Origin of the sequence: Prevotella sp. E9-3, assembly GCF_022024015.1 — a bacterium.
In the GTDB taxonomy this organism is placed as follows: Bacteria; Bacteroidota; Bacteroidia; order Bacteroidales; family Bacteroidaceae; genus Prevotella.
Genome location: NZ_CP091786.1, coordinates 83,275 through 104,939 on the forward strand (window position 1 = coordinate 83,275; position 21,665 = coordinate 104,939).

General features: G+C 51.1%; 10 protein-coding genes and 2 pseudogenes. 11 read left to right on the forward strand and 1 reads right to left on the reverse strand.

What is annotated here, in order from left to right:
- The 5 genes and pseudogenes from carA to L6475_RS00300 all read left to right on the forward strand — a co-directional run.
- Positions 1-1,251, forward strand: a pseudogene (carA, locus tag L6475_RS14510) (glutamine-hydrolyzing carbamoyl-phosphate synthase small subunit); the annotation flags it as partial.
- Positions 1,252-1,458: 207 nt separating this feature from the next.
- A pseudogene (gene carB / locus L6475_RS14515) lies at positions 1,459-3,102 on the forward strand (carbamoyl-phosphate synthase large subunit); the annotation flags it as partial.
- A 34-nt stretch (positions 3,103-3,136) separates the two neighbouring features.
- Positions 3,137-4,876 carry an asparagine synthase B gene (asnB, locus tag L6475_RS00290; protein WP_255777552.1) on the forward strand — a complete coding sequence of 580 codons (1,740 nt, stop codon included), beginning with the start codon at positions 3,137-3,139 and terminating at the stop codon, positions 4,874-4,876.
- Between the two features lie 71 nt (positions 4,877-4,947).
- On the forward strand, positions 4,948-5,865 hold the full coding sequence (locus tag L6475_RS00295; protein WP_237821380.1) for a DMT family transporter: 918 nt from the start codon (positions 4,948-4,950) through the stop codon (positions 5,863-5,865).
- Between the two features lie 77 nt (positions 5,866-5,942).
- Positions 5,943-6,587 carry a nitroreductase family protein gene (locus tag L6475_RS00300; protein ID WP_237821382.1) on the forward strand — a complete coding sequence of 215 codons (645 nt, stop codon included), beginning with the start codon at positions 5,943-5,945 and terminating at the stop codon, positions 6,585-6,587.
- 97 nt (positions 6,588-6,684) lie between these two features.
- Here L6475_RS00300 and gluQRS read toward each other — a convergent pair whose 3' ends face one another.
- Positions 6,685-7,644, reverse strand: coding sequence for a tRNA glutamyl-Q(34) synthetase GluQRS (gluQRS, locus tag L6475_RS00305; protein WP_237821384.1), 960 nt, complete (start codon positions 7,642-7,644; stop codon positions 6,685-6,687).
- 179 nt (positions 7,645-7,823) lie between these two features.
- Between gluQRS and L6475_RS00310 the strand changes: the two genes are divergently transcribed.
- From L6475_RS00310 to L6475_RS00335, 6 genes are all read left to right on the forward strand, one after another.
- Positions 7,824-8,684: an outer membrane beta-barrel protein gene (locus tag L6475_RS00310; protein WP_237821386.1), complete on the forward strand. Its 861-nt coding sequence runs from the start codon at positions 7,824-7,826 to the stop codon at positions 8,682-8,684.
- A gap of 16 nt (positions 8,685-8,700) precedes the next feature.
- Positions 8,701-10,425, forward strand: a complete 1,725-nt coding sequence (locus L6475_RS00315; RefSeq protein WP_237821388.1) for a helix-turn-helix domain-containing protein — start codon at positions 8,701-8,703, stop codon at positions 10,423-10,425.
- A 158-nt stretch (positions 10,426-10,583) separates the two neighbouring features.
- Entirely contained in the window at positions 10,584-10,775 is a 192-nt protein-coding gene (locus L6475_RS00320) for a hypothetical protein (RefSeq protein WP_237821390.1), read from the forward strand.
- A 48-nt stretch (positions 10,776-10,823) separates the two neighbouring features.
- Positions 10,824-20,228 carry a LamG domain-containing protein gene (locus tag L6475_RS00325; protein WP_237821392.1) on the forward strand — a complete coding sequence of 3,135 codons (9,405 nt, stop codon included), beginning with the start codon at positions 10,824-10,826 and terminating at the stop codon, positions 20,226-20,228.
- Entirely contained in the window at positions 20,225-21,409 is a 1,185-nt protein-coding gene (locus tag L6475_RS00330) for a hypothetical protein (RefSeq protein ID WP_237821394.1), read from the forward strand. Before L6475_RS00325 ends, L6475_RS00330 begins: the two co-directional genes overlap by 4 nt.
- The gene (locus L6475_RS00335; protein WP_237821396.1) at positions 21,406-21,582 is read left to right on the forward strand and encodes a hypothetical protein; all 177 of its coding nucleotides are present in this window, start codon (positions 21,406-21,408) and stop codon (positions 21,580-21,582) included. The genes L6475_RS00330 and L6475_RS00335 overlap by 4 nt, the downstream gene beginning before the upstream one ends.
- The last annotated feature ends 83 nt before the right edge of the window (positions 21,583-21,665 follow it).

Below are 21,665 nucleotides of genomic sequence, written 5' to 3' on the forward strand. Positions count from 1 at the left end.
ATGAAGAAAGCAACATTAACATTAGATGACGGCAGCCAGTTCACAGGCTGGTCGTTTGGCTATGAAGGCGAACTTGCTGGCGAGCAAGATGGCAGTGTAGTTGGTGAGGTGGTTTTCAATACCGCCATGACTGGTTATCCGGAGAGTCTGACCGATCCCAGTTATGCCGGACAGATTCTCACCATGACCTTCCCACTGGCAGGCAACTATGGTGTACCGTCAACAGCGGTGGAAAGCAATGGTCTGCCCACCTTTATGGAGAGTGACCGCATCCATGTCAAGGCACTGGTAGTGGCCGACTACAGCACACAGTTCTCCCATTGGAATGCAAAGGAGTCGCTGGCCGACTGGCTGAAACGTGAAAAGGTGCCCGCCATCACAGGAGTCGATACCCGTCGCCTCACCAAACTGTTGCGTGAGCATGGCGTGATGATGGGAAGAATCAGTCTTGATAGTGTAGAGTGTAGAGTGGAGAGTGTAGAGTGTAGAGTGGATAGTGTAGAGTTTGCTACCGCTCCGCAGAAATCTTCACAAGAAAAAGTCAATGAGGCTACCGCAGCGGTAGCAAACTCTACACTCTACACTCTACACTCTAAAGCTCCTCAAGATTACGGATCTGTCAACTGGGTGGAGCAGGTAAGCTGCAAGGAAGTGATTACCTACAAGCCAGACACCTCTCAACTCTCCGCTCGACCTTTGGTCGCTCGCAAGGCGAGATCTCTCACCTCTCACCTGAAAAAGGTTGTTCTTGTAGATTGCGGTGTGAAGGCAAACATCATCCGTTGTCTTTTGAAGCGTGGAGTAGAGGTGGTGCGCGTGCCTTGGGACTATGACTTCAATCAGTTGGAGTTCGACGGACTCTTCTTGGCCAATGGTCCTGGCGACCCTGAGCAATGCGATGTGGCGGTGAGACACATCAGGACTTTCTTGGAGACGGAATTGAAAAAGGTTGGGGATGAGGCTATCAGGCCTTTGATGGGTATCTGCTTGGGCAATCAGTTGCTGGCCCGTGCTGCAGGTGCAAAGACCTATAAACTGAAATATGGTCATCGCAGTCATAACCAGCCTGTAAGAATGGTGGGTACCAACAAGTGCTTCATCACCTCACAGAACCATGGCTATGCCGTTGACGACAAGACCCTTCCCGCCGAATGGGAACCTCTCTTCATCAATATGAACGATGGCTCTAACGAGGGTATCCGTCACAAGACGAATCCTTGGTTCTCGGCACAGTTCCACCCCGAAGCCTGCAGCGGACCCACCGACACGGAGTGGATGTTCGATGAGTTCGTCGCTTTAATAAGTGAAGAGTGTAGAGTGGATAGTGTAGAGTTTGCTACCGCTCCGCAGAAATCTTCACAAGAAAAAGTCAATGAGGCTCCCGCTGCGGTAGCAAACTCTACACTATCCACTCTACACTCTACACTCAAAAAAGTTCTCCTCCTCGGCTCTGGTGCCTTGAAGATAGGACAGGCTGGTGAGTTTGACTATAGTGGTTCGCAGGCGCTGAAAGCCATGAAGGAGGAAGGTATAGAGACCGTCCTCATCAACCCGAATATTGCTACGGTGCAGACCTCTAAGGATGTTGCCGACAAAGTATATTTCCAACCAGTGACCCCCGATTTCGTGGAGCGTGTCATTGAGAAAGAGCGCCCCGACGGTATCCTGCTCAGTTTCGGTGGTCAGACAGCCCTGAACTGTGGCGTGGAACTCTATCAGAAAGGCGTGTTCGAGAAATATGGCGTCAAAGTACTGGGTACACCGGTGCAGTCTATTATCGATACTGAGGACCGTGACCTCTTTGTGCGCAAGCTCGACGAGATTGGTGTGAAGACCATCAAGAGTCAGGCCTGTTCAACAGTTGAGGAAGTGAAGAAGGCGGCTGGCGAACTGGGCTATCCCGTTATTCTCCGTGCTGCCTATGCCTTGGGCGGACTGGGTTCTGGTTTCTGCGACAACGACGAGGAACTGCTGGCACAGGCCGAAGAGGCTTTCTCCTTCTCGCCACAGGTGCTGGTAGAGAAGAGTCTGCGTGGCTGGAAAGAGATAGAGTACGAGGTGGTGCGCGACCGTTTCGATAACTGTATCACCGTTTGTAACATGGAGAATTTCGATCCCTTAGGCATCCATACCGGTGAGTCTATTGTGGTAGCTCCTTCACAGACCCTTTCCAATGCCGAGTATCACAAATTGCGTGAACTGGCCATCAAGATTATCCGCCATGTGGGCATCGTAGGCGAGTGCAACGTGCAGTATGCTCTTGATCCCAACTCCGAAGACTATCGTGTGATTGAGGTCAACGCCCGTTTGTCGCGCTCCTCAGCTCTGGCATCAAAGGCTACCGGCTATCCTCTTGCTTTCGTGGCAGCCAAGCTGTCGTTAGGCTATGGTCTGTTCGACCTGAAGAACTCGGTGACGAAGACCACCTCAGCCTTCTTTGAGCCTGCCCTCGACTATGTGGTATGTAAGATTCCACGTTGGGACCTTTCGAAGTTCCATGGCGTGAGCCACCAGTTAGGCTCGTCCATGAAGAGTGTGGGTGAGGTGATGGCCATCGGTCGAACCTTTGAAGAGGCTATTCAGAAAGGCCTGCGCATGATAGGACAAGGCATGCACGGTTTCGTAGAAAACAAGGAACTGCGTGTTGATGATATCTGCTATGCCCTTCAGCATGCCACCGACAACCGCATCTTCGTATTGTCGAAAGCCATTCAGATGGGTTATACCGTCGAACAGATTCACAGTCTTACGAAGATTGACCGTTGGTTCCTGGAGAAACTCCTGCACATCGTCAATCTCGACCATCGGCTGAAACAGTTTGCCCAGCTGTCCGAACTGGTATCGTTCATGGACAACAGCGAGTTGCTGGAATACCTTGAAGCGCCCGAGTTCGTAGAACTGCTGTATCAGGCTAAGGTCTATGGCTTCTCAGACTTCCAGATTGGTCGTGCACTCGGACTGGAGAACGATATGAACATGGAGCAGGCTGGTCTCACCGTGCGTGAGTGGCGTAAGGAACTGGGTGTAGTGCCCACCGTCAACCAGATTGATACGCTGGCTGCTGAGTATCCTGCGCAGACCAACTATCTGTATTTGTCGTATGTTTAATTAACTTTTTAATTTGTAGATAATAACTATGTGTGGAATCGTTGCAATCTTTCATCCGGCTGCGCAAAAGGGCGTCAGCCAGACCAATAACGAGAAAGAGCAGATGCAGGCTTTGCGTCAGAAAGCTCTGAAGATGAGTCAGAAAATCCGTCATCGCGGTCCTGATTGGAGCGGTATCTACACAGGAGAATCCGCCATTCTGGCCCATGAGCGCCTGAGTATCGTCGATCCTGAATCGGGAGGTCAGCCATTGTATAGTCCCGACAGGAAACAGGTGCTGGCCGTGAATGGCGAAATCTACAACCATCAGGAGATTCGTCGCCGCTTTGCCGGTAAGTACGAGTTTCAGACGGGTAGCGACTGCGAGGTTATCCTGGCACTGTATAAAGAGTGGCGCCAGCAGTCCTCTTCTCTTGGGGATGGGGTAGGGCTTGACTCCTTCTTGGAACAGCTAAATGGTATCTTTGCCTTTGCACTCTACGATGAAGAGCGCGATGCCTTTCTGATAGCCCGCGACCCCATCGGTGTCATCCCCCTCTACATCGGTTACGACAGTGACGGCACCGTCTATGTAGCCTCCGAACTGAAAGCCCTCGAAGGACAGTGCGAACGTTACGAGCCCTTCCTGCCAGGACACTATCTTTGGAGTCCTAGTGTAGAGTGTAAGCGCTACTACCATCGCGACTGGATGGAGTACGATGCCGTGAAGGATAATCCTGCTTCTGTTGAGGCTATCCACGATGCACTGGAGGATGCCGTTAAGCGTCAGCTGATGAGTGATGTGCCTTATGGTGTACTGCTCTCGGGCGGTTTGGATTCGAGCGTTATCTCTGCCATCGCCGAGAAATACAGTGAGATGCGTATTGAGGACGACTCCAAGACAAAAGCCTACTGGCCCCGTCTGCACTCGTTTGCCGTAGGACTGAAAGGCGCTCCCGACCTGGCAAAGGCAAAACTCGTGGCTGATCATATCGGTACTGTTCATCACGAAATCAACTATACCATTCAGGAAGGACTCGATGCCATCCGTGATGTGATCTATTTCATTGAGACCTACGATGTGACCACTGTTCGCGCTTCTACTCCTATGTATCTGCTGGCACGTGTCATCAAGTCGATGGGCATCAAGATGGTGCTCAGTGGCGAAGGTGCCGACGAGATTTTCGGCGGTTATCTCTATTTCCACAAAGCTCCCAATGCAAAGGAGTTTCACGAGGAGACCGTGCGCAAGCTTTCCAAACTCCACCTCTACGACTGTCTGCGTGCCAACAAGAGTCTTTCTGCCTGGGGCGTAGAAGGACGTGTGCCGTTCTTGGATAAAGAGTTCCTGGATGTGGCCATGCGCACCAATCCAGAGGCTAAGATGTGCCCGGGCAAAACGATGGAGAAGCGCATAGTGCGCGAAGCCTTTGCCGACATGCTGCCTGATGAAGTGGTATGGCGACAGAAAGAGCAGTTCAGCGATGGTGTGGGTTATAGCTGGATTGATACGCTGAAGGCCGTAACGGCGGCAGCAGTTACCGACGAGCAGATGGCACATGCGGCAGAGCGCTTCCCCATCAATCCGCCGAAGAACAAGGAGGAATACTATTATCGCAGCATCTTTGCCGAACACTTCCCTAGCGACTCAGCCGCCCGTAGTGTGCCCTCAGAGGCCAGTGTGGCTTGCTCTACCGCCAAAGCCTTAGAGTGGGACGAGGCTTTCAAGAATATGAACGACCCCTCTGGCAGAGCGGTGAAAGGCGTACACGAGCAGGCATATTGCTAAAAAACTGCAAAAGCTGCCTAATAATCTGAATAAAAGGCAGAGACTTAGGAATATTGAGTAATTTTGCACCGATGAATTACGTTGGTGAATTAATATCTATTGGCGTGGCCTTCTCATGGACGGCCACGGCTCTTTTAAGTGAGTTTGGCAGCAAACGGTTGGGCAATCTTACGCTCAATGTGCTTCGCATGGCCATGGCACTCCTGTTTTCACTGGTTCTTTTTTATGTTGCTGTAGGCTCGCCCCTGCCTTCAGGCACCACATGGCAGTCCTGCGGATGGATGTTGCTGTCGGGCTTGGTAGGCTATGTGATTGGCGATTTCTGCTTGTTCCAGTGTTATATTATTATAGGTTCGCGCTATGGTCAGCTGTTTATGACGCTGGCTCCGCTGGCCGCTGCCCTCATGGCCTGGATCACATTAGGTCAGGAAATGTCGCCCATGAGTATTCTGGCCATGCTCGTCACCCTGGCTGGTATCAGTATCTCGGTACTGGGACGTGGCGAGCATCACAAGGTATCGCTCAAACTGCCGCTCAATGGCGTGCTCTATGCCGTTGCTGCCGCTATGTGTCAGGGCATCGGACTGGTGCTTAGTAAGATAGGCATGGACCACTACGACACCACCCAACTGCCTGAATGGCTCATTCCTTTCAGTGCCAATTTCCTGCGTTGTGTGGCCGGAATCATTGGTTTTAGTTTCCTTCTTTATTTTCGTGAAGGCTTTCAGCCCCTTCGCACTGCCCTGCACGATGCGAAAGGCATGACAGTAGTCACCATGACTACCATCTTTGGTCCCTTCATGGGTGTGGGCTTTTCGCTCATGGCTGTGCAGTATGCTCCTGCCGGTATTGCCTCCACGCTCATGGCTTTGACCCCCATCATCATCATTCTTCCTTCTTGGTGGCTGTTCCGTCAGCCCATCACCTTGCGTTCGGTAGTGGGGGCTGTTATCTCCTTTATCGGAGTAGGACTGTTCTTTTTAGGATAAAAAACAACGCTTTTTCTTTGTAGTTTCGTAGAGATATTCTACCTTTGTCGCCGTAAAAACGATAAAAAATCTACGATATGAAGCAAATTGTTTTGTTTATTGCAACACTTTTCTTGATGGGTGGTTTGCAAAGTTGTTCACAAGAAGAAAAGAAAGCTACAATGACTGTTACAGATGATGCCTCACAGGCTGTTATTGACTGTATCATGACTCGTACGTCAGTGCGCAGTTATCAGAAAGACCGTACTGTAGAGAATGAGAAAATCGAAGCCCTTCTGCGTGCTGGTATGGCTGCTCCTTCTGCTGTCAACAAGCAGCCTTGGCATTTCGTGGTAGTTACCGAACGTGAAGTGCTCGATAAGTTGGCTGCTGCCAATCCCAATGCTGGTATGCTGCGTCAGGCCCCATTGGCCATCGTTCCTTGCGGAGATATGGACAAAGCTCTTGAAGGCGATGCCTGTGCCTATTGGATTCAGGACGTCTCAGCAGCTACCGAGAATATTCTGCTGGCTGCCCACGCTCTTGGCTTAGGAGCAGTGTGGACGGGTACTTATCCCAGCGCTGAGCGTGTATCGGCTATTAGTGAGGTGCTCGCATTGCCCGAAACCGTCATTCCTTTGTGTACCATCGTGATTGGCTATCCTGAAGGCGAGCAGACACCAAAGGATAAGTGGAACCCCGAGAATGTCTCGTGGCAGCAATACGGACAGGCCGCTGAATAATTCTGTCTGTCAGATCGATTTTTGATTAGACTTATTGTTAAACAGAAAGATTCCTGATTAGTCTTTTTTGTTAGATAGAAAGATTCCTGATAAGCCTTTAGATAGAAAGATTTCTAATTGTAATATCTTCGCATGGTACTTGTTGCCATGCGAATTTTTTTATGAGTTCATCGGGACTTACGGGCTGAGGCTCTTTCAGCAGTCCGGCATGAAAGGCCAGCATACCGATGATTTCCTGTGGTGTGTGCCGTTGGCGCAGTTCGCCCATGTCCAGGCTCCGGTCGCGTTTTGACAGTCGTTGACCGGCCTCGTTCACCAACAGGGGGAAGTGTATAAAGGCAGGTGCATGGAAGCCTAACAGTTCACCTACATAGATCTGCTGAGGCGAAGAGAGCAGCAGGTCGCGGCCTCGTACCACTTCGTTGACGCCCATCAGTGCATCGTCGATCACCACGGCCATCTGGTAGGCCCAGGCCCCGTCTTTCCGGCGGATGATGAAATCGCCCACATGGCTGGCCAGGTTGATGCTCTGTGTTCCGTAGTGGCCATCGGTAAAGGCAATCTCGCGGTCAGGGACTATGAGCCGCTGAGCGGCAGGGGGAGCTATAGTTTTTATAGTTCCTATAGTATCTATAGTGCCTATAGTGCCTATAGTCTTTGGCCGGCAGGTGCCTGGATAGACCACACGGCCGTCGCTCTCGTGGGGCGCCTGTGTGGCCAGCAGGTCGGCGCGTGTACAGTAGCAGGGGTAGGTGAGGCCCTGCGCTTTCAACTGCTGAAAATACTGTTCGTAGATGTCTCCCCGCTCACTCTGATATACGGGCTCACCGTCCCACGACAGTCCCAGCCACTGCAGGTCGTCCATCAGCAGTTGGGCATACTCACGGCGCGAGCGCTGAGGGTCTATATCCTCAATGCGCAGCAGCCACTGGCCCCCTTTGCTCTTTGCCGACAGCCACGACAGCAGCGCTCCAAACACGTTTCCTAAGTGCATGCGTCCTGTTGGCGATGGTGCAAAACGTCCTGTTGGCAAGGTCGAAAAACTATCTTTCTGCATCTTTTCTGCTCTTTTTAAGTGCAAAGTTAACCACTTTTTCTCATTTTTTGGTTAGAAACGACTCTCGCTTACTGAAAAAGTTGTATTTTTGTACCGGACAAATCATATATACACATCGCTTATATAGATGACTTAACGCTTAAATGAACGAATCAATCTTAATCTTTAATAGAAAAGGCATGAAAAAATCATTGTTGCTATTGGCCCTGATAGGAGTATCTGCTACCCAGTTAGAAGCCGAGACAGTGGGCGACACGCTCGTTATTGAGAATGTAGGTAAAGTGACAATCGAGACAGGCGGCAATGCGCAGCGTATTGTTATTAAAGGTACCAGGGACAATGCCGATTACCTCTATGATCAGCGTATTGAATATAGCGATTCCTCAGCCTTTAAACGTACAGTAAAAACTACGAAGAAATATATTGCGAGACCGATAACGAAGACCAAGACTGTTGAAACCAACCTCCATTTCCTCTTTGGTTTGAACACCATGCTCAATGCCCCTTCCGATTATTCTTTCTCTTTATGGCCATCGTTTGAATGGTCTTTTGGCGGCACTATCGACTGGCATCCCTTTGGCAAGCGCAATGTGTGGAGTACAGGTCTGATGTTCGACTGGCGCAACTACCGTTTGAACGACGATAAGTACTTTGGAAAGAACAGTTCCAACGAGATGCAGCTCTTGTCTTATGGCTTAGGCGATAGCAACAAAAAGAGCACCATGGTAGCTTTCAGTCTGCAGGTGCCCCTGCTCTATACCCACAACTTCGATAAGAAAGGAAAATGGCATATCACCCTTGGTGCATTGGTCAATTTCAACACTGGTGCCCATACCACTCGCGAATATACTTACAATGATGAGGACTATGAGGTGAAGACCACCGGTATTGGTCAGCGTCCTGTTACCGTTGATGGCTATCTTGAACTGGGCATCCCTTCCTTCCCCGACCTTTATGTGAAGTACAGTCCCAACACCTACTTCAAGGATGGTCGCGGCCCAAAGATGCATCAACTCAGTTTCGGTTTGTCTCTTTTTTAAGTGAAATAATAATCCAATGAAACAGACCATACACCTTATTACAATTTTTACGTTGCTGGCATTGATGTCGGCCTGTTCAAAGTCTGAACGTAGCGAGGAGAATACACGGCTGAGACGGGAATATCAGAAAATGCTATATAAAACCTCCGAACAGATACTGGAACGTGTTGACAGTGCTGAACGGGCCTGTGTATTCTCAACAGCAGAAGCCGACCTTATCCGTAGTTCCGCACATGCAGCTATGGGTCACACGCATCTGGCTATATTCTATGGTGAAAGGATATTTAACGATCCTGAAATCAAAAGCGATCCCGATTCCTATTATCCGGTAGTCCTTATGGTCAACGGGTTGTTGGCGCGACAAGGAGAAAACGGCAAGGTTCTCCGTTTATGCGACGAGATTATTGAAGACGTTAACAATGAACGGGCGAAGGGTGACGGAGAATCCAAAATGAGTAACGAGGTAGCCCTGCGAGTGAAATGCCGTGTGCTGATTCAGAAAGGCGATTGCGAGTTGCATCTGGACCATCCCGACAAGGCAGAACAGTTATTTCTGGAGAGTATCGACCTGATGATGAACGGCGTAAAACACACTGACGATTACTGGGTGATAGACCCTCTGGTCATGGCCGTTATTGAGACCACGGAGTTTTATCTGGAACAAGGCATGCCTGAGAAGGCGTTTCCCCTGATTGCTAAGGGTGATACAGCCCTGGCCCGTATGGACCGCTGCACTAACTTGCCCGACATGCTTCGCCATATTCGCCACAATAATATTACCATCAGTCAGGCTATGATCTATGCCGCCAATGGTCAGTATGAAAAGGCCGACTCTCTCTACCGGAAACATCGGCAGGGTGAAATGTTGTCGGTATATGATATTGGAGGCGAAGCCCGCTATCTGTCCATGATTGGCCGCTACGACGAAGCCATCCGCCTGTTCCATCAGGCCGACTCCCTCTATCTGGCTCAGGGCAGCGCCATCAACACCACTTACATCAAGAACTACATGATGAACCTCTATAAGACGCTGCAGAAGGCCGGGCATAATGATGAGGCGATGGCTCTGTCCGACCGTATGCGCCAGTTGACCGACTCCATCCATGTTGAGGAGCGTAAGACCGATGTAGAGCAGCAGGAGGTCATCCGCCAGAAGGAACAGGAAATCACCAACCGTCGTCAGTCGGCCATCATCTATCGCATCCTTGTCGTTGCAGCTTTCCTTATCTCTATCTTGATTGCCTATTTCCTGTGGCGCTCCCATGTACACAATAGGATATTGCTTGCCAAGAACCGCCGCCTGCTTGCCGAGATTGAAGAGCGTGAACGACAGGAACAGCAAGCCATAGAACAGTTGCAGGCCGAACCCGAGGAAAGTCTTACTGCCGGACAGCAACTCTTCCGTCGCATCTGTACGCTGATGGCAGAGCAGCACCCCTATACCGACGAGAACCTGAACCGTGACATACTTGCCCAGCTTCTTGGCACCAACGCCAGGTATGTGGTTGAGGCCATTCATGAATGTTCGCATGGCGAGACCGTTACCGACTTCATCACCCGCTATCGTTTGGAGCATGTAGCCCGACTGCTCAGAACTACTGATGATGCCATTGCCATCATCGGCGAAATGTCGGGTATTCCCAGTCGTGCCACCCTGGCGCGTCTGTTCCGCAATGCCTATGGTATGACGTGTACCGAGTTCCGTGCAGTTGCCAAAGAAAAGGAGGAAGGCCTTCGCTAAACAACTTTTTTGCCATTTTCCGGGTGTGCGTTATTCCCGATGAAATGGCCGTTTTTTGATTTTTCTCAGATTTGAGACATACTTTTCCGCCAGTGAGACATCTGTTTCGCTGGCGGTTTGTTATTTTGCAGTCAGAAAACAAAAAAGTAAAACGATATATGCTGAACAACGAATGGATATTTATCATAGCAGTAGCATTGGGCGTGACCATGGTTTTGGTGATCCTGGTACTGGTAGCCATTATTATTTTCCAGCGATGGCGCATCAGCGACAGCAATGTTCACTTGGAAAAGTTCATTACCGAGAACATAGAGCTGCGCGAGAAGATAAGAAGGGCAGAAGCCCTATAAATATTATTAGGTGGAAAAACATTCTTAAATTAATAAATATATAACATTATGAAGTTTTTTATTTCGGAATGCGTACATGTGGTCGGACGGCTGACCAATGCGCACAAAATGGCGAGGACACTTACATTGCTGCTGCTCGCTGTGTTCCTGCAGCCAGAACAAGCTGCGGCAGCCAATAGTGACTTCCAAGAGAGCTACTTGTTTGACGACTGGTACAACGGAGGCGACTATGTTTTATTCACGTGTACCTATTTTGATCGCCGTGGTTGGGACGAGGGCTTTGTCCGTGACGGTGGTTTGGCTGTCTATGCCAGTAAAGATGATGGAGCTAGCTGGACCATCATCTTCCAAGTTCGTGCCAATTCATCAGGCGCAAGAGATGTTGAGAACTACTGGAATGGAACCAAGTACCATGATGCTTGGTGTGATGACGGTAACTATGATCGGATTAGAGTTCGTTGGAATCTCCCTCTCCAATGGCGTAACTGTAACCTCAAATTCAAGAGTGAAGGCTGGTGGAGTGAGAATGACGGAACCGACCAGTTATTGAAATCGAAAGTAATTGGACACTATCCCGTTGGCTATAGGTTCGATGTTCGTTCCATTGAATGGAATGGTGGTTTCTACATCGATGAGAATGGCAATATGACTGTTCCCTATTACTTTGGCGGAGGTTGTAACACCGACGGAGAGACGCATATCTGCACCAATATCAATGGTTCATACAATGATGCCATTGGCTACAGGTACCTCGCCGGCAACTATGCAGCAGGTTCCTATTCTTTCAATCTGAATAGCATTGGTAAGAACATGCGCTCACAGTTCACCATTCAGCCTTATCATGAGTTTACCCATAATAACGACAAGGATGCACGCAATGGCGTGAAGTATTACACTAATAGTGCAAGTACTAAGACTTTTTACCCAATGCCATTGGCATCCCTTGAAAACCCTGTTTTCAGTCAGGCAAGTAAAAGCGTGACGTTGAAGTGGAAGGCTGACAATTCAAACTACGGCAACGGAAGGTGGGCAATCTATCGCAATGGAAAGTTTCTTAAAGTTGTGCCGCAAAGTACTTATTCCTATACCGACCATGGTTTCCTTGATGAGAGCAACGTGAAGTACTACATCTGTTATGTGGCTAACGGTTGGGCAGATACTGCAATACGCAGTGAGTTGATGTCGAATGAGGTATCTGTGAATACCACGCGTACCGTGCCCGTAAACAACTTTAATGCTGACAGTCAAGATGACCGCATTGTTTTCACCTGGACATCCGATGGTTATCCAACCGCCATGAATCACAAGTTCAAAATTTACATCGACAACGTGCTAGCCTATACACTTATGCCATCTGATGGGCAAACGAGCTTCCGTTGGGAGCACCGCACCACCGATGCACACTCTGATCGACAGAACAAAATGGATGGTACCATCCCTTACACAGAGGAACCGCTGAACGCCTGTGCACCACACAACTACCGTGTCGAAGGTCTTATTGGTGAAACGGTGCTTAACAACTCCAATCCTGTTAAAACGGCTATTGGCACTGGTACATTGTTCTATTCTTTCGATGCTACGAAGGGGGTTTATCCTGGTACTGTGAAACTGCAATGGCATGTCAATCGCCAAGGCTCCACCGCCGCCAAGACCTATATCGTAGATCGTCGATGTGCAGAGAAGGACAGTGATCCATGGACGAACCTCTATCGTACATCGAGCACCGACGAATATCTGTTCTATACCGATGACACGCCCCTGCCTGGTGTTTTCTACGAGTACCGCGTAACAGTGTTTGACAAGTGTGACGACGGAAAAGAAAAAGAAAAACCGGCTTACGACATCGGCTTTGCTCAGACTACAGGTACTATGAGCGGCCGCATTACCTTTGGTTCTACGGGCAATTCCGTTGCCAATGTGGATGTGGAGGCTCGGAGGACGGGCGCGTCGGACGATGACAATGCGCAGTACCACGCCATGCGTTTCACTAGTACAGGCGGGGCAGTTATGTGGAACTATCCCTCTTTAGACTATGCTGCCAAAAAGTTTTCCAAGAACGATTTTTCTATGCAGATGTGGCTGAATCCCGAGACGCTCGGCGAGGCCAAGATACTACGTCTGAACAATGAGACCTGCTACGTGGGCATGGATGCCAATGGTAAACTGATATTAGTAAACAACGGACAGACCTATACCTTCGACAATGCCGAGCTGACAGCCGGACAGTATAACCATGTGGTGCTGACGCGTAGCGGACAGAATGTGACAGCCAGCGTAGTGGGCAGCGACGAGGCCGGCGTGCCTATGCTGAACAGCAGCACACAGACCTTGAGCGACAGTCTGGTACTGCAGGGTGCCGACACGCTGAAGTTGGGCCATTTCGTGGGCTATGTGGATGAGTTCCGTATTTGGACAAAGGCACTCACCGAGGATGAGATTCTTGAGAACTACGACCACCTGCTCGTAGGCAACGAGAAGAATCTGGAAACCTACTGGACTTTTGACGAAGGCCTGAGCTTACAGTTCTTCGACTACTCACGCGACGGAACCGTTTACCGCCAGCATCATGGAAAGACAGGCAGTAATGCCGGTCCCTCAAACCTTACTCCCGAACAGCTGAAGCTGAAAGCACGTACTGATCGGGACGGAAACTACATCATTCAGGGTGTACCATTCCGGGGCGAAGGCACTACCTATGCCGTTATTCCACAGTTGGGCATCCACCAGTTCAACCCCAGTCAGCAGCTGCGCTTCGTGGGCAACAACTCGCTGGTGCACAACGGCACTGACTTCACTGATATCTCCTCATTCCCCGTGCGTGGTACAGTGCGCTATGCCAATACCGACTATCCCGTGGAGGGCGTGAACTTCTACGTTGATGGACAGATCTGCGCCAAGGAGGGACAACCCATCGCAACGAATGCCTATGGTGAGTACGAAATCAGCGTACCCATCGGCGAGCACTATATCACCGTGAAGAAGCAGGGCCATGTATTTGCCAATGACGGCCGCTATCCTGCCGATTCTTTGAAGGTGGGTACACTGGTGAACTACAACGATGCCGTGAAGAATCTCGACTTTGAGGACGTGACACTGGTCACTGTAGCAGGTCGCGTAACGGGTGGTAAGATTGAAGAGGAGAAACCCCTCGGCTTCGGCGAGAGTGTGAACAACATCGGCCAGGCCACCATCACCTTAGGCATTGAATCAAGCTACCGTCTGAATGTAGTGCGCGAAGTCAACGGCACCACCGTCAGCTATGAGAATAATAAAAACGATCTGGCTGTCAAATCGCCTACTGCCGACGTACAGAGCGAGACCGTGCGCCAGGGTGGCGACATAGACGCGGTGAAGAACATCATTATCAAGACCGATCCACGAACAGGTGAGTTTGCAGCCCTGCTGCCTCCTATCGACTATAGCGTTAAGAGCATCGAGATTGAGTCGAACCCCGACATCATCTTCGACCACCTGCCCATCCTCTATGCCAACGATCCGATGGACATCGACACCGACTCGCTGATACTGGAAGACGGCACGAAGAAGGAGTTTGAGTATGTGGCAAAGCTCATCCAGAGCTACTACAGCGAACCTGTGCTCGAAGTAACACAGCAAGACCGCAACGACGGCTCGTTCGGTGAGGAGACTTATACCTATACCGACACTAAGACGGGCGAGGAGACTCAGCTGACACTCTATACCGTGAATGAAGGCGCTGAGGCTCCCACCTATACCTACGACTTCCCCATCTTCAATCAGATGAAGCGCTACACGTTCAACGTGCGCGGCTATGAGACCTACGTGAACAAAGATGGTGAGACTCCTGTCATCTACGAGGTGCCTCTGCAGAACGTGCCCGTGCAGTTCAGCAACCAGATGGGTACCGGACAGGGCGTAGTGATGGATCCCTCGAAGACTGAGGAGGCAGACGACCAGCAGGGTGACCTCTCTGGTGATCCCGTCCCCGACGAACTGACACTCGACGAGAATGGTAAAGGTCAGTACCAGTGGCAGGCTGGCTTCCCCAATATCACAGCCCCCTACACACTCAACCTTGCAGCTACCTTCACCCACAACGGCAAGGGTTATACCTGGAAAGGTATTAACACAACCAATTCGCTGACAGGTGTCGTCATAGGCGCACTGCCTACAGGTAGCAACTTCGTGACCAGTGGTCCCGACAAGGTGGAAATGATTATCCGTGATCCGGCAGGATCGGCATCGTCGGCTTTCTGGGAGACTGGTCAGAGTGTGACCATGACTGAGACGCAGAACATCACCGTGAACGAGGAACTGGAGACAATGACCCACACCGAGTTTGGCGTTGAGCTGACCACACTGACGGCAGCCAATGCAGGTGTAGTCATCCTGGGACTTATAGAGACCAACAAGACGAAGGCGACCCTCGACGTGGGTGTGACCACAGAGTATGAGCATGTGTCATCAGACACCCGAGTACTCACCACCAGCACCACGAAGCGCATTTCTACCAGTGGCGAGAGTGAGTATGTGGGCGCACAGGGTGACGTGTTCGTCGGACAATCTACCAATATCGTCTTCGGCAATGCCCGTACCGTAGGCTTCCAGAAGAATGGTACTACGGGCAGCATAGAGTTGCAGAAGTTCGACAACTACGTTACTGGTCAGGAGTTTGAGACTCACTTCAACTACACACAGAACCATATTGAGAATGTGCTTATACCAAACCTCATTGCTCTGCGCAACGATGTTCTGCGCAAGGGTGTGGATGAGCAAGGACTGATATACGACACCACCCTCAATGAGGATGACGAGAAGTTTGGCACAGCGGGCACTTACACCGTGACTCTGCCACAGCCTGCCGACAAGCCGTTCTACACCGATATGGTGAAGTACTACAACGAGCAGATTGCCAACTGGGAGTTCCAGATGGCCAGAAACGAAGAGGCAAAGGTGACGGTTATCAGCGACCGACGTCGCTGGTTAGAGGCTAACCAGAGCTTCGACTCCGGTACGTTCATCGACTCTGAAGTATCTTCTGAGAGTACAGTGGGCACCAGCACCACCAACACGTTCAACACCAGCCTCATTGTAGGCGGAGGTACCAGCGTGAGTGTCTTTGGACAGGATGTGGATATCAGTTTGCAGAGCACCACAAAGGCTGGCAGCGAGTGGGAGAAGTCAAATGAAAATACCCGTTCCATCACAACAGGCTACTCGCTTGTGGAGACGGGCGACGACGATGCCCTGAGTGTGGATGTCTATCGTGCCCCCGACGGCATGGGTGCCATCTTCGTGACCCGTGGCGGACAGACCACCTGTCCTTATGAGGGCGAACAGCGCACCAAGTATTTCGAGCCGGGCAAACACGTTCTGGCTACTGCCACTCAGCAGATAGAGAAACCGCGTATCAGAGTGGAGAATGGCGCCAACCGACTGGTGGGTGTACCTGCCGGCAAGATGGCCAACTTCCCACTGCTGCTCACCAATGAGAGCGAGACGGGTGAGGACTGCTACTTTGTTCTCTTCGTGATCGATGATACCAACAAGAAAGGTGCCGGTATCGACATCAACAGCAACGAACTGAGCGACGGACGCCGTGTGCTGGTACCTGCAGGAAAAACCGTGCGTATGAACCTGGAACTGGAACAGAACAACGCAGGCGACCTGCTCTACGAGAATATCGCCGTTGTACTGGCATCAGACTGTCAGAGCGATCCCTCCAGCACTTGGGACGTTATCGGTGATACGGTCTATATCTCAGCCGAGTTCGTACCATCAAGCACCGATGTGACCCTGCGTATTGACAACACCGTAGTGAATACCTCTACAAAGGGTATTCTGCCCCTGACAGTACGCGACTATGATCCTTACTATGATGGCCTGAAATATATTGCCGTACAGTATCAGGGCGTGGGTGAGACCATGTGGCACGATGCCCGTAAGTACGTGATGAAAGACAGTGCTATCGTGAATCCTCAGATTGAGGAGGTACTGCCCATTTCCGGTGTCATCAACCTGAATTTCGACATGAACAACAATGCCTTGTTCCCCGACCGCACCTATAAGTTCCGTGCTATCTCTGCCCGTACTTATGGCAATGGCGAGGTGACCAACGTGAGTCAGGAGATTCTCGTGGTGAAGGACATGAGTCGTCCCAAACCACTGGGTCAGCCACAGCCTACCGATGGCATTCTGCAGGCAGGCGACGACCTGAGCATTCTCTTCAACGAGGCTATCCTGAACGGTGAACTGACCAAGGACGCTAACTTCCGCATTACGGGTGTGCTGAACGGTTCGGCCGTGGATCATCAGACCGCTCTGGCTCTGCAGAATACTGTACAGACGGCTGCCACTGAGGCCAGCATCAACCTTGCCGGAAAGGACTTCAGTATCGATACCTGGGTGAACACCAATGGTGCAGGCACCCTGCTCACTCACGGCACTGGCACACAGAAACTGACAGTGAGCATCGATGACGACAACAAACTGGTGGTGAAGGTAGGTGATCAGACCTATACCTCGCTGGCTGATATGCCACAGAACAAGTGGGCATTCCTCACCTTGAGTCTGACAGCCGACGGCAAACTGAGTGCCAGCGTGGCTGCCGGTAGCGAAACGACAACTCTGTTCAGCAACAAGGAAGCCATCGCCTACGAGGGTAACGGTCCGCTGAGCGTAGGTCAGCAGATGACAGGCGCCATGCACGAACTGTTGCTCTGGGATGAGGCTCGCGATATAACCACTGCCCTGCAACAGCGTTCGGTAACGAAGAATCCTGCCACAAAGGGACTCATCGGCTACTGGAAGATGAACGAGGGTGAGGGTACTCTTATCACCGACTATGCACGCAACCGCCACATGGCCATGAGCGACGAGACCTGGCATATCGAAAACGAGAACAAGGCCGTGGCACTGGATGGTGAACACTTTGTGGGCATCAACACCAGCGAGATTCCGCCTATGCCACAGGACGACTACGCTGTAGAGCTGTGGGTGAAGGCCGGCGAACAGACTGCCGATGCACAGCTGCTGCAGTTGGGTGAGGTAGGCCTCGTGATTGACGCCGAAGGCCAACTCTCACTGGAGAGCAATAATTCTTCACTCTTCACTCTTAACTCTTCACTTACCGACAACGCCTGGCACCATGTGGCCCTGAATGTGCTGCGCGGCGGCAATGCCAACCTCTATATCGACGGTGAGGCAAAGGCTACGGTGAATGCCGACAGAGTAGGTTCGCTGGGTAGCGACCGCCTGATCATCGGTGCACGACGCACCCTGCAGGATGTTGAAGAGAGTGAGGTGCTCTACACCTACGACCGTCCGCTGACTGCCACCATCGACGAGGTGCGCATCTGGAATGCTTCTATGAACGCTAACCTGCTGAAGAAGCAGCGCAAGCTGCGCCTCACAGGTGAGGAACCGGGACTTGTGGCCTACTATCCTTTCGAGGTGAAGACTCTCGACCAGCAGAATCAGGTGATTACCAATGGTGATGACGCCGACCTTTGTGGCAGCGGTAAGCAGGCACAGTTCTCACCTCTCAGTTCTCAGTTCTCACCTCTCACCTCTCAGTTCTCACCTCTCACCTACACCAATGATGCTCCCGCCCTGCGCGAAAAGCCATCTGAGGAGAATGTTAACTTCACCTTCACGGCTTCCGACAAGCAGATTGTGATTACACTTGACGAGGAGGCAGCACGCCTGGAAGGCACAACGCTGAACATCACCGTGCGCGATGTACACGACCAGAACGGCAACCTCTCAGAACCTGTAACATGGACGGCCTTTATAAGTCAGAACCCGCTTGCATGGCAGGAGAGCACTGTTGGCTGCACAGCCAAAGTTACTGAAGGTGCCACACTCACCGCCACCCTCGTGAACAAGAGCGGCGTAGCCCAGAGCTGGACACTGAGCGGACTGCCCACATGGCTCACCGCCGACGTGGACTACGGTTTGCTGCAGCCTCTCGCTGAGCAGGTTATCACCTTGAACGTCAGCTCTTCGACCCCCATCGGCAAGTACGAGCGCAACATCTATGTCAAAGGTGACGACGGCATTGAGACACCTCTGACGCTGAACATCAAGGTAATGGGCAACACACCTGACTGGACTGTGAACCCGCACGACTTCGAGACCTCGATGAACGTGATCGGTGTATTGAAGAAGGATGGCGCCTATATGACCGACGCTGACGATATGATGGCAGCCTTCATCGGCGACGAATGCCGCGGTGTGGCAAACCTGAAGTATAACGAGCGCTATGGCAACTACTACGTGACCATGGATATCTACGGCGGCACCGCTGAGACTGGACAGGAAGTGAGCTTCCGCGCCTACGATGCTTCGACGGGTACCACCTATCCCGTAGTGAAGTGGGAGTCTGACAAGCCCTTCAAATTCCTACCTCTCACATTGCAGGGAACATACGCTGAACCGGCAGTATTCAATATTCAGGACCTGATAGAACAGGAGTTGGATCTGAAGGCTGGCTGGAACTGGATATCGTTCAACGTCGAAGCAGATGACATGACAGCACCTGCCCTCTTCGAGAAGATTGTTGACGATGTGATTGTTGTGAAAGGCCATTCGTCGTCTCTCACTCCTGAGGAAAACTCATGGAATGGAAAACTGACGGAAAGTCTGTCAACCGCACAAATGTATGCAGTGAAAATGAAGACCGACCGCAAGCTACGTGTTGTAGGTACCAGTGCCAACACACCTGTATCCATTCATGCTGGCTGGAACTGGTTGGGCTATCAAGGTCAACAGGTTGCTTCGCTCGGCGATGCACTGGCCGACATGGAGAAGACCGATGGCGACGTTGTGAAGGCACAGAGTGGCGTGGCCTACTGGGACAGCTATGAGTGGTCTGGCTCGCTGATGATGATGGAACCAGGTGTTGGATATCAGTTAAAGAGCACTGCCGCTGACCAGACCTTCAACTATCCTTCGACTGTTGCAACTGGTGTACGCATGACGCGTGCGGTAGAAAACACTTCCCTCTTCCCTCTTCCCTCTTCCCTCTTCTCGCCTGTCAACTTCCGCAATTATCCTGACAACGCCATCATGGCGGTGAAGGTGATGGCCGGTAAGACACTTGCAGGCGTTGAGGTGGCCGCCTTTGCTGGCGACGAATGCCGTACTGTAGCCGTCACCGACGAGAGAGGTATTGCTTATCTCACCATCCCTGGCGATGAGAATTGCGAACTGACCTTCAAGGTGGCTGTCGATGGCAAGGTGGTGGATGCACCGCTAACGCTTACTTACGAGAACGATGCTATCTATGGTACTCCAAAGCATCCTCTGGTGATGAACCTCAGCGATACTGACGGCATCCGCGAGATATTTAATGACAACGGTGTTGAGACCATCTATGACCTTGGTGGACGTAAGATCCAGTCTGACAACCAGTCTCGCAAGTTGAAGAAAGGCGTTTACATTATTAACGGTAAAAAACAAACTGTGAAATGAAATTGATATATAGATTATTCAGCCTGCTGGCACTCCTCCTTGTGGGGAGCGCCAGCCTTCAGGCACAAGACGAAGATCCTTTTCCTGAACTTAATTACTATCTATATCAGTGCAATGTAACAATCACATCCAAGATAGTACAAAATGGCAATGTACTCAAAGATGCCCTTGTTGCCGTCTTTTGTGGCGACGAAATTCGTGGAAAGGAGACAGTTGGTAGTGGTACTCAACCAGACATCGCTTTCATAACTGTTCATGGTAATTATCTGGGTAAGTATCAGTATTTGACTTTCAAAGTCTTTACGGGAGGTAAGATTTTCACATTTAATCCTAATCCATCATTAGACTGGGAAGATGACTGTTATATTAAATATGATCAACTGGTTGGTAGTGTCAAAGCCCCCTACATCATCGATATTACCCCTATCAGCCTGGCCGACCGTGCCGACAACACCGATTTGCTGACTTCTCTCGATGGTCAGACCGAGGATGTTGCGCTCACTGACCGCACCCTCTATAAGGACGGAAAGTGGAACACCATCTGTCTGCCATTCGATGTGGAACTCAGTGGCAGCGACCTGGACGGTGCCGTCGCCCGTCCGCTCAGCGATGCCTATATCACTGGCACCACGCTCAATCTGACTTTCGGCGATGCCGTGGAGACACTGAAAGCGGGTACTCCTTATATCATTAAGTGGGCAAAGGCCGACGACTACGATGTGGCCAGCGCAGACAGCCGCGACATCACGAACCCTATCTTTACAGGGGTGGCACTCAGCACAGAGACGCACTACTACGACAACGGCTTCAGCGGTGACGAGCGTGTGCGCTTCATGGGAAGCTATCAGAGCACTGCCTTCGACAGCAAAGACCGGAGCATCCTGCTAATGGGCAGCAGCAACACGCTCTACTATCCAAAGAGCGGTGCCGGTCTCGGAGCCTTCCGCGCCTATTTCAAGATTGGCGATGACGATGCCGTGGAGGCACGCAGACTGACTGCCTTCAACATCGATTTCGACGACGAGGGCGTGGTAACGGGCGTAATAGACCAAACTGTTTTGCCCACCAGCGAAAGCCAGTCGCCCGTATGGGGCTATACGCTCGACGGTCGCAAGCTCAGCGCTAAGCCTACCATGCGAGGCATCTATATCAATAATAGCAAGAAGGTTGTACTTAAATGATGGGGGAATCAGCAATGAAGAAAAAGAAATATGAAGCGCCGTTGACACAGGTTGTCTTGATACAAAACAGTTCGGTGATGCAGACTGTCAGTTATGTGCGAACCAGGGGATTCGAAGACTCTGATGATGAACTCGACCTCTGCGAAGAGTCCTGCGACTTTTGGGGAAGGTAGGAGATAAGAGTGTAGAGTGTAGAGTGCAGAGTTTCTTGCGTCCCGTTGGTAGCAAGCGACCATAGGTCGAGCGGCTACCGCTC